Origin of the sequence: Hahella sp. NBU794 (genome assembly GCF_050749805.1) — a bacterium.
GTDB lineage: Bacteria > Pseudomonadota > Gammaproteobacteria > Pseudomonadales > Oleiphilaceae > Hahella.
The window spans coordinates 1,309,173-1,321,706 of record NZ_CP192738.1 but is presented as its reverse complement, the minus strand read 5'-3'; the positions used below and the strand labels follow the sequence as shown (position 1 = coordinate 1,321,706).

General features: G+C 54.6%; 18 protein-coding genes. 11 read left to right on the top strand and 7 right to left on the bottom strand.

What is annotated here, in order from left to right; translation table 11 throughout:
- Positions 1-6: 6 nt before the first annotated feature.
- A complete protein-coding gene (locus ACQYWX_RS05925) occupies positions 7-210 on the bottom strand; it encodes a YgaP family membrane protein (protein WP_279507256.1) in 204 nt (67 codons plus the stop codon).
- A 132-nt stretch (positions 211-342) separates the two neighbouring features.
- Between ACQYWX_RS05925 and ACQYWX_RS05920 the strand changes: the two genes are divergently transcribed.
- Positions 343-651: an ArsR/SmtB family transcription factor gene (locus ACQYWX_RS05920; protein ID WP_011399161.1), complete on the top strand. Its 309-nt coding sequence runs from the start codon at positions 343-345 to the stop codon at positions 649-651.
- Between the two features lie 31 nt (positions 652-682).
- On the opposite strand, the gene ACQYWX_RS05915 is transcribed toward ACQYWX_RS05920, so the two are convergent.
- Both ACQYWX_RS05915 and ACQYWX_RS05910 read right to left on the bottom strand, forming a co-directional pair.
- Positions 683-2,206 carry a DHA2 family efflux MFS transporter permease subunit gene (locus ACQYWX_RS05915; RefSeq protein ID WP_279507257.1) on the bottom strand — a complete coding sequence of 508 codons (1,524 nt, stop codon included), beginning with the start codon at positions 2,204-2,206 and terminating at the stop codon, positions 683-685.
- A gap of 66 nt (positions 2,207-2,272) precedes the next feature.
- Positions 2,273-3,391 carry an HlyD family secretion protein gene (locus ACQYWX_RS05910; protein ID WP_216735144.1) on the bottom strand — a complete coding sequence of 373 codons (1,119 nt, stop codon included), beginning with the start codon at positions 3,389-3,391 and terminating at the stop codon, positions 2,273-2,275.
- Between the two features lie 218 nt (positions 3,392-3,609).
- Here ACQYWX_RS05910 and ACQYWX_RS05905 point away from each other — a divergent pair, with 218 nt between their 5' ends.
- A complete protein-coding gene (locus ACQYWX_RS05905) occupies positions 3,610-4,257 on the top strand; it encodes a TetR/AcrR family transcriptional regulator (RefSeq protein WP_279507258.1) in 648 nt (215 codons plus the stop codon).
- Here the strand turns inward: ACQYWX_RS05905 and ACQYWX_RS05900 are convergent.
- A complete protein-coding gene (locus tag ACQYWX_RS05900) occupies positions 4,181-4,735 on the bottom strand; it encodes a GNAT family N-acetyltransferase (RefSeq protein ID WP_431688207.1) in 555 nt (184 codons plus the stop codon). The genes ACQYWX_RS05905 and ACQYWX_RS05900 overlap by 77 nt on opposite strands.
- 140 nt (positions 4,736-4,875) lie before the next feature.
- Here ACQYWX_RS05900 and ACQYWX_RS05895 point away from each other — a divergent pair, with 140 nt between their 5' ends.
- The 5 genes from ACQYWX_RS05895 (at position 4,876) to ACQYWX_RS05875 (ending at position 7,925) form a co-directional block, all read left to right on the top strand.
- Entirely contained in the window at positions 4,876-5,187 is a 312-nt protein-coding gene (locus tag ACQYWX_RS05895) for a cupin (protein WP_279507260.1), read from the top strand.
- 47 nt (positions 5,188-5,234) lie between these two features.
- On the top strand, positions 5,235-5,717 hold the full coding sequence (locus ACQYWX_RS05890) for a GNAT family N-acetyltransferase (protein WP_279507261.1): 483 nt from the start codon (positions 5,235-5,237) through the stop codon (positions 5,715-5,717).
- 3 nt (positions 5,718-5,720) lie between these two features.
- A complete protein-coding gene (locus ACQYWX_RS05885) occupies positions 5,721-6,443 on the top strand; it encodes a DNA alkylation repair protein (protein ID WP_431688206.1) in 723 nt (240 codons plus the stop codon).
- A gap of 106 nt (positions 6,444-6,549) precedes the next feature.
- Positions 6,550-7,044 carry a DUF2165 family protein gene (locus ACQYWX_RS05880; protein WP_216735150.1) on the top strand — a complete coding sequence of 165 codons (495 nt, stop codon included), beginning with the start codon at positions 6,550-6,552 and terminating at the stop codon, positions 7,042-7,044.
- Between the two features lie 92 nt (positions 7,045-7,136).
- Positions 7,137-7,925, top strand: coding sequence for a substrate-binding periplasmic protein (locus ACQYWX_RS05875; RefSeq protein ID WP_431688205.1), 789 nt, complete (start codon positions 7,137-7,139; stop codon positions 7,923-7,925).
- Here ACQYWX_RS05875 and pspF read toward each other — a convergent pair.
- Positions 7,889-8,941 (bottom strand): phage shock protein operon transcriptional activator, encoded by a 1,053-nt coding sequence (gene pspF / locus ACQYWX_RS05870; RefSeq protein WP_431688204.1) that lies wholly within the window; start codon positions 8,939-8,941, stop codon positions 7,889-7,891. The genes ACQYWX_RS05875 and pspF overlap by 37 nt on opposite strands.
- Positions 8,942-9,169: 228 nt before the next feature.
- Here pspF and pspA point away from each other — a divergent pair, with 228 nt between their 5' ends.
- The 3 genes from pspA to pspC are packed head-to-tail and all read left to right on the top strand — an operon-like array spanning position 9,170 to position 10,510.
- Positions 9,170-9,847 carry a phage shock protein PspA gene (gene pspA / locus ACQYWX_RS05865; protein ID WP_216735153.1) on the top strand — a complete coding sequence of 226 codons (678 nt, stop codon included), beginning with the start codon at positions 9,170-9,172 and terminating at the stop codon, positions 9,845-9,847.
- Positions 9,847-10,110 (top strand): envelope stress response membrane protein PspB, encoded by a 264-nt coding sequence (gene pspB / locus ACQYWX_RS05860; RefSeq protein ID WP_216735154.1) that lies wholly within the window; start codon positions 9,847-9,849, stop codon positions 10,108-10,110. The genes pspA and pspB overlap by 1 nt, the downstream gene beginning before the upstream one ends.
- A 10-nt stretch (positions 10,111-10,120) precedes the next feature.
- Positions 10,121-10,510 (top strand): envelope stress response membrane protein PspC, encoded by a 390-nt coding sequence (gene pspC / locus ACQYWX_RS05855; RefSeq protein ID WP_216735155.1) that lies wholly within the window; start codon positions 10,121-10,123, stop codon positions 10,508-10,510.
- 95 nt (positions 10,511-10,605) lie between these two features.
- Here pspC and ACQYWX_RS05850 read toward each other — a convergent pair whose 3' ends face one another.
- Positions 10,606-11,187, bottom strand: a complete 582-nt coding sequence (locus tag ACQYWX_RS05850; protein ID WP_431688203.1) for a PhnA domain-containing protein — start codon at positions 11,185-11,187, stop codon at positions 10,606-10,608.
- A 235-nt stretch (positions 11,188-11,422) separates the two neighbouring features.
- Here ACQYWX_RS05850 and ACQYWX_RS05845 point away from each other — a divergent pair, with 235 nt between their 5' ends.
- On the top strand, positions 11,423-11,749 hold the full coding sequence (locus tag ACQYWX_RS05845; RefSeq protein WP_216735157.1) for a hypothetical protein: 327 nt from the start codon (positions 11,423-11,425) through the stop codon (positions 11,747-11,749).
- A 10-nt stretch (positions 11,750-11,759) separates the two neighbouring features.
- Here the strand turns inward: ACQYWX_RS05845 and ACQYWX_RS05840 are convergent, their stop codons facing one another.
- Positions 11,760-12,494, bottom strand: coding sequence for a hypothetical protein (locus ACQYWX_RS05840; RefSeq protein ID WP_216735158.1), 735 nt, complete (start codon positions 12,492-12,494; stop codon positions 11,760-11,762).
- Positions 12,495-12,534 lie beyond the last annotated feature (40 nt).

Below are 12,534 nucleotides of genomic sequence, written 5' to 3'. Positions count from 1 at the left end.
AGGGCCTCAGTGAAAGGCGCTTCCGGGATGGAACCCCAGTTTTTTCAACACCATGGCTAACGGACAAAAGCCGGTGAACGCCGCCTGAAACATATTCAGGCCGACAAAGGCGGAAAGCAGGAACCAATAGGGACTCACCCAATAACCCAGAATCAAACCGAGAGAAACCATGAAACCTGCGAATGCCAAGACCAGTCGATCAATGTTCATAGCGACCTACTCCTGTTCGGATGGCTGAAAGCTTAGCTGCTGATCATTTATTTAGAATAATCTAAATGATTTTTTTCTAATTTAGATTATTCTAAAATATTAGTCAATTCATTAGATGTGTGGCTTCAAATTATGCTGGATAACGAATTTGACCCCGAAGGTTTTGAAAAGGCTTTGTCGTTAATCAAGTCCATGGACAATCGCAATCGATTGTTCATTCTCTGCCTGCTGTGCGACGGTGAGCGTACGGTGACGGAAATGGCGGAAGCGGCGGAACTGAGCCTGTCCGCCATGTCGCAGCATCTAAGCGTGCTGCGTCAGGCGGATTTGGTAGAGACGGAGAAGTATCAGCAGAGCGTGACGTATCGTCTTAAAGGCAATGAAGTCAAACAGATGATTGCGCTGCTGAAAAAGCTGTACTGCGACAGCGCCGCCAAATAGCGGCGCCTTCACTGACAACAATGGCAACGCGTTAGTGAGCGCCTTGAGGCGCGCCGACGCCGCTGCGGGGTAATGGCTTCAGCTTCCACACCAGAGGAATCAGCAGCGCAAACAGGATCGCCAGCATCTTGAAGCTGTCCATGAATGCGATAAACCGGGCCTGCTCGGCCACCTGCTGATTAGCCATCATCAATGCGCGAGTGGCGTCGCCAGTGATCTGCTGCAACTGCATATAATGCTGGCTCCAGACCTCGCTGACCGGGCTGGTGTTAGCCACCAGATGACCGCGATTCACGGTCGCGACGCGATCCAGGAATGTCATCAATAAGGCGATGCCGACGCCGCCCCCCAGATTACGCATGAACGACAGCATGGCCGCCGCCTGATTGTTCGCCGACGTAGGCAACCCGACATAAGCACTGGATGTCGTGGGAATGAACAGGAACGCCAAACCCAGCGTCTGCCACACTCGGGCCAACGCCAGTTGATCCCGACTCACCGACAACGTCAGGTCCCCCAGATTCCAGAGCGCCAGACTGCTCACGCTCAGCCCCAGCGTCAACAGAATCCGGGAATCCACGGCGCCAACCAGACGCCCCACGATAGGCATCATAAACATGATCGCGAACCCGCCCGGCGACAACACCAGACCGGCATCGAAAGCCGAATACCCCATCAGCGTCTGCATCAGCAGCGGTAACAACGCCGTGGAGCCGAACAGCACAAAGCCCATCATAAACATGATGACATTCGCCATCGCAAAATTGGGGTAACGGTATAACGTCAGGTCGACGATGGGATTCTTCTGATCGAAAGAACGCACGATATAGGTCAACAGCGCCACCACCACAATCACCGCCAAGGCGACGATCTGCGGCGACTCAAACCAGTCTTCGCGCTGTCCGGTGTCGAGCATCCATTGCAGACAACCCAGGCCGATGGCGATCAGAGCAAAGCCAAAATAATCCACCTTGGAGCCGTCATGGTTGGCGGGCTCGTCCGGCAGAAAGCGTTTAACCAGCATAATCAAGACAATGCCAACAGGCACGTTGATCAGAAAGATCCAGCGCCAGCTGAACTCATCCGTAATCCAGCCGCCCAGGGTAGGACCAATCGCCGGCGCCGCCACCACGGCGATACCGTACATGGCGAACGCCATGCCGCGCTTTTCCAAGGGAAAACTGTCCGCCAGTATCGCTTGAGATACTGGCTGCAACGCGCCGCCAGCCAGACCTTGCACGGCGCGAAAGATAATCAGCATTTCCAGCCCTGGCGCCATGCCGCAAGCCAGAGACGCCAGCGTAAAACCGATAATACTGCCGATAAAGAAGCGCGTACGCCCAAAATAGTCGGACAGCCAGCCGGCGATGGGCAGCGCGATAGCGTTGGTGACAAGGTAGGACGTCAGTATCCACGTGGTCTCTTCCGGTCCCGCCCCCAGGCTGCCGGCAATATGCTGCAGCGAGACGTTGGCGATGGAGATGTCCAGCACCTCCATAAAAGCTGCGAGCGCCACCAGCGGCGCAATCAGCCAGGGATTAACGGTTTTCTGCATGGATACCCCAGACGCTTGGCGATTCCGATTGACGGCGCATGGCGCTTACTCCTGTCTTTGCCGGCATCAGGAGCCGCTGACGTAGACGGTGGGAATGACCGACATGCCCGGCCACAACTGCACCCCGTCGGGGACTTCATCAAAAATGATTTTTACCGGCACGCGCTGCACTACTTTCACATAGTTGCCGGAGGCGTTTTCCGGCGGCAACAGACTGAAACGGGAACCCGTGCCAGGCTGGAAAGACTCCACCTTGGCGCTGAAAGTCACGCCAGGATAAGCGTCGACTTCAACGCTGACTTTATCGCCAATGCGTACATCGCCGATCTGAGTCTCTTTGAAGTTGGCTTTCACCCAGGCGGCGCCGGTGACTTCAATGGCGAAGTTGGTCTGCGGGCTGACGAAGCTGCCAGGGTGCTTATCCACTCGGCTGATCCAGCCATTGGAGGAGGCGCGGATTTCCGTCCATTGCAAAGCCAGACTGGCGCGTTCTTCATCCGCCTGCGCCTGTTTGAGCGCCGCTTCACTCTGCCCGATCGCCGCTTTCAGCACTTCGATATTGCGCTCATCGGAGGCGACGGTTTTTTGTTGGGAATGAGCCGCCGCCACCTTGCTGGAGGCAACGTCGATGGAGGCTTTTACAGTCTCCCGCTCAGCACGCAAAGTAGCCAGATTGGTTTTCGCATCCTCCAGCGCCTGCTCTGAGACCTGCTTGCGCCCGGCCAGGCGCTCATAGCGATCCACATCTCTCTGCGCCTGCGCAATCTGCGCATCCAGACGCGCCAGGTTGCTTTCATGATGCTGTTTCTCCGCTTTGGCGACGTCCACCTGAGCCAAAGCATCCTGTTTACGCGCATCCAAACGCGCCGTAAACGCGTCCAGATCCGCCTGCGCCTTCACCATCGCCGCCTGCTGCATGGCGACTCGGGCGGATGCGCTTTGCAATTCAGCTTCGTAGGGTTTGGGATCAATGCGGGCGAGCAGGTCTCCCGCCGCCACCTTCTGGTTATCGCTCACCAACACCTCCACCAACGTGCCGGAAACCCGGGGCGTCAGGAAGATAACGTCGCGCTCGACAAACGCATCGTCGGTTGAGACCTTGCCGGCATGCCACAGGTAATAGCCGCAACCGGCAATGCCAGCGAGGCTGAAAAACAACATCAAACGGATCATTTTCTTTGACATGGCGCAGTCCCACGTTCGCTATACAGGTTCAGGATAAAGACGGGCCCGCGGGCGGGATTTCTGAGCAAAGAGTCGGACTTTGGCCCCAACTTCTGATTTTCAGCCGCCGCCGGGTTAAAATTATGTCGATTGCAATTTACAAAACTGAACCGTACAGTTCAGTTTTTGCATTCTACTCTGATTTGACGGATAAGCACAAAGGCAATTTAACGACCACCATGGCACTAAACCCACAACGCACCGAACAGATACTTGAAGCCGCCAAGAACGTTTTTCATCAAAGCGGATACGCCCGCGCCTCCATGGACCGGGTGGCGAAAGAAGCCGGGGTATCCAAGGCGACGCTGTACAATCACTTCAAGAGCAAAACGGTGTTATTTCAGGCCGTGGTGTCCAGCGCCAGCGCCAGATTCATTCAAGAGTTGAGCGACCTGCAGATGGATGGGCGCCGTCTGGAGCCCGCCCTGCGCATCGTTGCAGAGCGTTTTCTCACCTTCCTGCTCTGCCCGCATAATCTGGCGGCCATCCGCATGATCCTGGCGGAGATTCAAGCGGACCCGGAACTAGGTGAGGCCTTCTACAGGTCTGGCCCCGCCGTTGGGGAAAGCGCTGTCGCCCGTTTTCTGGAAAAGCGCATGCAGAAAGGGGAAATCCCTCAGACGGACCCCGTTCGCGCCGGCCGTCACTTCATGGCGTTACTGCGGGGAGATTTATTCTGGCGCGCCCTGCTCGGCGTCGCCTTGCCCCAGGAAGAGATCAACGCGCACCTGGACAGCGTCGTCAAACAGTTCATGCAAGGGGTCGCCGGGATGTCCGCCAGTCACGGCAGTGCTGATACTCGTAACAGTCCAGCGTCCGGTTCTTGAGAGTCGCCGCTTCCGGAATCAGGCCAGCCTGCCGGAAGCCGCATTTTTCCAATACCCGGCTCGATGAGGGGTTGGCGGTAGAAACAGCGGCGAGCAGACGACGCAGCCCCAGCCGCTCATAGGCTTCGTTCATCAGATGCCTTACCGCACAGGTGGCCAGCCCGCGTCCGCAATAATTCTCCGCCACACGATAGCCTATCCAGGCGTCGCCGCTGTCATGGCAAATTCCCCGCAGATTGGCGCGCCCCACCACAATTTGATTTGCAGAGCCGGACGCCTCATCTCCCCACAGCAAAAATGGAAGCTGACGTCCTTGCGCCCATGCCTGGAGATAATCTTCGATATGTCCTTCTACGCCCTGGCGAGTGTAGAAACCGTCGGGACGCGGCTCAATATGGGCTTCAAACCAGGTCCGGTTAGTCAGCTCGAATTCAAACAAGGCGTCCAGGTCATCCCGAGTCAGTAATCTGCAATCCATGAAATATCCTTACTATTAATCAAGCCCTTCTACTGTGGTCAGCCGCGGCGCTATGCGCGGAGAAGACGCAGCCGGTTCTCTCCCGGCCTGTTTCTCTCATATACTGTGCGCGCTCAAGCATACACAGGACCCGATACGCCATGAAAGTCATCCGTAGCAAAGAGTTTACAGCGGACCGCGCCTGGGGCGCGCTCGACATCGCCAACATGAGCGGCGTCACCTGCCGCCTGCACTGGACGGATCAGCCGTACAAGTGGCATGTTAATGATGGCGAAGAAGTTTTCGCCGTATTGGACGGAACCGTGGACATGCATTACAAAGACCAGGGAGAGGTTAAAATCGCCACGCTGCAATGCGGCGACATATTCTACGCCGCCGTCGGAACGGAGCATGTCGCACATCCCATCGGAGCCGCCAGAATTCTGGTCATAGAAAAAGAGGGCTCCGTGTAAGCGCCCTCCCTTCCCACGGATAAAACCATACAGAGCTAGAGGAATACATGACGGACATAACCATCAGGACCGCCACCGCGGACGACGCCGCACTCATTCTGCAATTCATCACAGAGCTGGCGATCTATGAAAAAGCGGAGCACGAAGTAAAGACTAACGCGGAGGAGATTCAACGCTCTCTGTTCGGTCCCGACTCCACCACCCACGCCCTGATTTGCTCAGTAGACGGCAAGCCCGTGGGCTATGCGGTTTACTTCTTTAACTATTCCACCTGGCTGGGCAAACACGGCATCTACCTTGAGGATCTCTACATATCTCCTGAATGCCGGGGCGGCGGCGCAGGCAAAGCGCTGCTCCGTCATATCGCCAAAATCGCCGTCGCCAAAGGATGCGGCCGCTTCGAATGGAGCGTACTGGACTGGAATGAGCCCGCCATCAACTTCTACAAATCCATCGGCGCCAAGCCCATGGACGAGTGGGTGATCTACCGTCTGACAGGCGACGCGTTGACAGACTTCGCCAAAGGTTAACCTGTGACGACGCCCATGCAACTCGACGCCGCTGCAATCCGCGCCCGCCTGCAACGTCTCGGCAATGAAACAATTGCCGCGCACTCCCTGCGCTTTTTCAAAACCGGGCCGGGAGAGTATGGCGCTGGCGACCAGTTTCTGGGCATCAGAATGCCGACCTTACGCAAGCTGGCGTCCGAATTGCGCGGCGTCAGTTTGACGGAAACATTGCAGACACTGCAGTCCCCTTATCATGAAGAGCGTATGCTCGCCCTACTGCTACTGGTAGCGCAGTTTCAGAAAGGCGGGCCTGAACAGAAGCAGGCGGTGTACGAGGCTTATTTGGCCCAAACCCGATTCATCAACAACTGGGATCTGGTAGATTGCTCCGCCCGCTTTATCGTCGGGCCTTATCTTGAAGATAAAGATCGCCACCAGCTCTATACGCTGGCGGCGTCATCCGATTTATGGGAACGACGCATCGCCGTGCTGGCCACTTACCACTACATCACCCGCCATGATTTCACGGACATTCTGCAACTCGCGGAAATCCTGCTACAGGACAGCGAAGACCTGATCCAGAAAGCCGTCGGCTGGATGCTGCGGGAAGTGGGCAACCGGGATAAAGCATCGGAGGAGACCTTCCTGCTCAAACACTATCGCAATATGCCTCGCACCATGTTGCGCTACGCCATTGAGAAATTTTCAACGGAGGAGAGAAAGCAATATCTCCAGGGGTTGCGCTAACCCTCGGACGTTAAGCCCACTGGGCGAACCAGGCAACTCCGCGAAGCCCGGCGCGATATGCCCGCAAGCCGCAAGTTGCGACCAGCAGTAACTACTAAGGAACAGTATGTACACACGATATTCCAAAATCGCCCTAGTGTGGGCCGCCGCCTTATTCGCCACTCTAGTGGCCTTCAACAACCTGACGGATTACGGCTCTAACTTCGCCTTCGTCTCCCACGTATTAAGCATGGACACCACCTTCCCAGACAATCAGGGCATGTGGCGCGCGCTGACGTCTCCCGTGATTCACCACGGCGCATACGCCCTGATCATCGCGACGGAATCGTTGGTTGCGATTCTGTGCTGGATAGGTGGCTATCGTCTGCTGCGAAACGTCAGGGACGTCGAGCAGTTCACTCAGGCAAAAGGGCTGGCCATTATGGGGCTGACCCTGGGCGTGATCCTCTGGTTCACGGGTTTTATCGCCGTTGGCGGGGAATGGTTTTTGATGTGGCAGTCCAAGATCTGGAATGGACAACAAGGCGCGTTCCGCTTCACGGTCATTCTTGGCGTCACTATGATCTACCTCAATATGCCGGACACAAACGCCCAGTCTTGAGTCTGCGGATTTTGCAGCGCTCCCCTTTCTTTGCTATACCTTGAGCAGGGTTTCGGCGAGCGCTGACTACACACTTTTTTTGGGACCCAAGCATGTCACCACCCAAGCAACGCCCGCGTTTTCTGACGCTATTCCTGCTTTTGCTAATGAGTTTTACCGCAATGGCGGATCACGATGTCGTGTTCTACCTTGAGGATGAGCCCATCTATACCAGCAATTCAGTGCAATCCCCCGGCTTTCTAATGGAAGTAGTGGGAGAAATGAACAAGACGATGAAATTGAAGGTGAGCGCTAACTTCCTGCCATGGAACCGGGCTCAGTATATGGCGATTAAAACCCCCAACGCCGTTATTTTTCCACTCAGCCGCACTCAGGAAAGAGAGCCCAAGTACACCTGGATCTGCAAAGTGTTCGATGTCCCCGTCATGTTCATCACCAAGGAAGGACGTCCGCCCATCAACGACTTCCATACCGCCCGCGAAATGCGGGGAATCGGCGTCATCATCGGGACGCCACAGGAAGAGATGCTCAAACAAGAGGATGTGCCTTACATCGCGCTTACCGGCAAGCAGTTGTATGAGGCTTTGGCCGAAGATCAGGTCAAAGCCATCTACACCGCCAAACCTGAGGCCATTCTGGGCTGGAAACAGGGAGAGTATTCGCAGAGCCTGCAATATGGGCGACCGCTGCAGACGCTGCCCCTATGGATAGCCGCCAGCAAGTCGTCGCCGAATGTTAAAGTACAGGAATGGAACGATGCGCTTGAGCAGCTTAAAACCTCGGGCATATTCGACAAGCTGCGAAAGAAGTACTTCGGCGACGACCCGAAACTGTTCAATGCGGCTCAGGGCGCGGGGGCCTCATCGCCACCCAGCAACTGAGGATACTTGCGCAACGCGGCGCGCAGTTGATGATAAGTCAGCCCCAGCGCGTCCGCGGCCCGTTTCTGGTGAAACTGATTGGCGGCGAGCGCTTCGGCGATCAGGCGCTGCTCGAACTGCGCCATACGACTGCGCAAATCCAGGTGCTCAGCCTCTCCTGTTGCTTCCCCCTCAGCCTGCACAGCTATTGACTCCGTCGGTTTGGGAATCTCTTCGACGGAGGCAGTGGCTGGCGGTCGCCAAGGGCTCTCAAAGGGATCAATAACCACCTCCCTTAGCATTTGTTCCTGGGCGCCATGTCGATAGACGCTGCGTTCGACGACGTTTTTAAGCTCCCGAATATTGCCGGGCCAGTGGTAATTCATCAATTGAGTCATAGCTTCGGGGGCGAAACCCGCAAACCAGTCATATCCCAGCTCAATACTCATTTTCAGCGCGAAGTGCTCAGCCAGCTCACGAATATCGTCTTTGCGAAAACGTAGCGGGGGCAAGCTGATGACATCGAAGGCGAGACGATCCAGGAGGTCGCCGCGAAAGCGACCGTCCTGCGCCATAGAGGGCAAGTCCGCATTGGTGGCGGCGATGACTCTGACATCCACCTGCAGCGTCTTGTTGCCGCCAAGGCGCTCAAAGCGGCCATATTCAATCACCCGCAACAGCTTTTCCTGCACCTGCATGGAGGCGGTCGCCAGCTCGTCCAAGAACAGCGTGCCGCCATCCGCCCTTTCGAACAGTCCCGCCCTGCCCCGCGTAGCTCCTGTAAAGGCGCCCGCTTCATGACCAAAAAGTTCAGACTCCAACAACGACTCGCTCATCGCGGCGCAATTCACTTGCAGATAAGGCTGCTCCCAACGGGAAGAGAGGTAATGCAGACGCTCCGCAATCAATTCCTTCCCCGTTCCGCGTTCGCCGATCACCAACACAGGCCGGTTCAGCGGCGCCACCTGAGACACCTGCTGCAGCACGCGATGCAACTCTTCCGAGCCGCCAATCAATGTTTGTCGCCGACCATCCATAAAAAACCATTTATTAGCCATTTAAGCTAAAAATAAATCACTAAAACCATTCAAGACAACTCACAAATACGAAAATATCGCCACGAAACCAAATAAAACAAGTATTTTCAGCGACTTACAGAAATTGGCACAAGACTCGCTATGGCTTAGGCAACGTTACAACCGACCTCAAAAGCCAAGACGCGCTTATAGAGAGTGCGCAGGCGACACAGCAAAGGAGATTGATTTATGGGTATTTTCTCTCGTTTCGGCGACATCATTAATGCAAACCTGACCGCCCTGCTCGATCGCGCGGAAGATCCCGCCAAGATGATTCGCATGATGATTCAGGAAATGGAAGAAACGCTGATCGAAGTCCGCACTACCTCCGCCCGGGTCATTGCCGACCGTAAAGAACTGGAGCGGCGCATGGACTACCTGCGTCAGGAATCCGAAAACTGGGAAGGCAAAGCCCGCCTGGCCCTGAGTAAAAACCGCGAAGATCTTGCCCGCGCCGCCCTGGCGGAAAAAAGCGCCATTGAAGAAAACCTGCAGATCGCCGGCAAAGAATTGAAAGCGATCGAGGAACAACTCGAAGTGCTGCACGAAGAAATCGCCCAACTGCAGCAGAAACTGGACGACGCTAAAGCCAAGCAAAAATCCCTGGTGGTGCGCGAACAGACCGCCCGCTCCCGCATGGATATCCGTCGCTCCAGCAATCGGGATAAACTGGAGGAGGCCTTCAACAAATTTGAGGCCTACGAGCGCAAAATGGATGACCTGGAAGCCCAGGTGGAATCCTATGATCTCGGCCGCACCGGCTCTCTGATGGATGAGTTTTCCGAGCTGGAGCGCAACGATAAGGTTGAGCAGGCGCTTGCCGAATTGAAGGCGCGCATGGATGCCGATAACGGGAGTAAAAACTAATGTCGTCCATCATGGTTTTCTTTTTCGTGCCGACGGTGATCTTCCTCAGTCTGGTCGCCCCAATCTGGCTGATCCTGCATTACCGCACCAAGAGCAAGATTCGCCGCAGCCTGTCCGAGGATGAGCGCGACTTGCTGGAAAGCGCGCTAAAAACAGCGGAGCGCTTGGAGCAGCGCATCAACGCGCTGGAAACGATTTTAGATGCGGATCATGGCGGCTGGCGCACCTACGACAACCGTCATGATCGTCCGCAGCACCATTAAGGAGTCCACCATGAGCGAAGCCAACAAGCAAAACGGCTATAACCGCAATCTGTATCGCGACCCTGACGCAGGCTGGATCGCCGGCGTCTGCGCCGGTCTGGCGGAGAGCTACGGACAGCCGGTATGGCTGGCGCGCATCGTGATGCTGTCGGTGTTTATTTTCAGCGGCAGCCTCGGCGTGCTGCTCTACATCGCCGGCGTCATCCTGCTGGCCAAACGCCCGCGCGACAGCTACACGCCAAGCCAGGGACGTCCGTTATTTGATTATGGCGAAAGCGCCTCAGATCGCGCCCGGCAGCTCAAAGAGCGTATGCGCGCACTGGAAATGCGTTTGCAGTCCATGGAGCGTTATGTCACGTCCAACCGCTTTAACGTTAACAAGGAGTTCAAAAACCTTTAGCGCGGCGGCGATAGTACGGAAGGTTAAGAAGGACTCATGAGGTCCGGAGAGAATCAACGGGGCGCAGCGGACGCCCCGTTTTCATAGGCGTCGACTTATTTGGATTTCTTGACGTATTTGGTAAGAATCACAATCTGCTGGCCGTTAACCCGACCTTCGATATGCTCAGGATTGTCCGCCACCAGTGAGATGCCGCGTACGGCAGTGCCGCGCTTGGCGGTGAAGTTGGCGCCTTTCACGTCCAGGTCTTTGATCAAAGTGACCGTATCTCCCGCTTCCAGCACAGCGCCATTGCTGTCCAGATGACGCACGGCCTCTTCCTTTGCTTCGCCCTCACCCGTCGCCTTCGCCCACGTCAGCGTATCTTCATCCAGATACAGCATGTCGCTCAAATCCTGAGCCCAAGGCTCCGCGCTCAAACGCTTTAGCATGCGCCAGGCCATTACCTGCACAGCAGGAACCTGACTCCACATGCTGTCGTTCAGGCAACGCCAGTGATTAACTTCCAGCGTGTCCGGGTCATCCATCTGCCCCTGACAAACCGCACAAGCCAGAATGCATTGGTCGGCGGAACCGTCAGAAGTCGGCGGCACCGCATAGACTCCGAGATTATCCGTCGCGCCGCAAAGTTCGCATTTTGATTCGCTGCGCGCATGCAATGTCTGTTCTGTACTCATACCTTATCACTCACATCTGAATTTAAATCCGGGACCAGCGCCAAGCGCCGACAAGGGGCGCAAAGATAGCAGATTGAAAGCGCATTTTGACACCGATTTAATGAGGATAGACGCAATCCAGATCAATAAACGCAGCCAAAATCGGTGAAAAAGCTTTCCTGCATCCGAAGCCTCCCTATAATGCCCACTCAAACAAGGCCGACCAAGGATCTGGCCCGCGATCAGAGGATATTACATGCGCCCACAATACAAAGCCGCCGCCACATTTCTCACCACTTTGCTACTGACGGGCTGCGACAGCCTGATCGGTTTGGCTGGAGAAAAGCTGCAGAAAACACACCTTATAGATACCTGCGGCGAAGACGACCCCGCCTGCATCTCCGCCGTGGAAGCTCAGTTCGACGCCTGTCATACCAAACATAAAGAACACTGGAACGCTTTCATGAAAGCAACAAACGAAAAAGAAGAAGACCTCCACCTGGAGCGCTACTCGCAAGGCTTATACGATTGCATCGTTGACGAAAACGGCGATCCTTATTTTTATTATGATCCTGATGCTTGATAGATCCGCGTCACTCTTCATCACGGTAGTTATTTCTAACTTCATCGAAATGAATTTTGTCTAGACTTTCAAGCAAGCTTAGCCATAGATTCTTATCGCTATCACGATTCCACCAGCCTGTTTGTGTATCTGCGCTCTTTCTCTTTTTGTATAGGGCGTACATCCCTAAAAGCTCGATTGGAGTATTTCCTTCAAGTCTGAATTCAGAATTACTTCCTTTCCAGGCAAGAGAATCATAGAACCCTCCATTATTAGGCCGCCCCTCCAAGCTTAAATCCCAGCCTTCTTCCTCCAGAATATTAAGAGCTGCATTATATAAATTCCTGTAGCTGAACAAGCGCCCTTTTCTTCGTTCATAACTGACTTCATCCCTCGCATTGACGCCAACTAATTCCACTTTTTTACAGTCGCCTTTCATATGACGGCCATCAGATATAAACAGGAAGTCTGTACGCTCCTCATTTCTCGAAAAGCTGAAGTTTCCCTTCCCTTTCCCGTATAAATTATCAAACTCCAGTTTACCTATACCCCATAAACATAGCGTAATTGTGGTTTCGCTACAGGCTACGCCATATTTCTTATTGTAAGCATCAGGAGGAACTCCCAGAGTCCCGGTTATTTCCAGATAAGGCGCAGATTGAACGAAATCAATACGGGAAACATCAAAAGGAGATAACAAACTCAAGTTAGAGTAATAGTTTTTCAAAGACCCTGCTTTATCAATTACTATGCCGTCAAAACTCATAACATAATCCCTAAAAATCCAATACCCCCAAACATTAAAG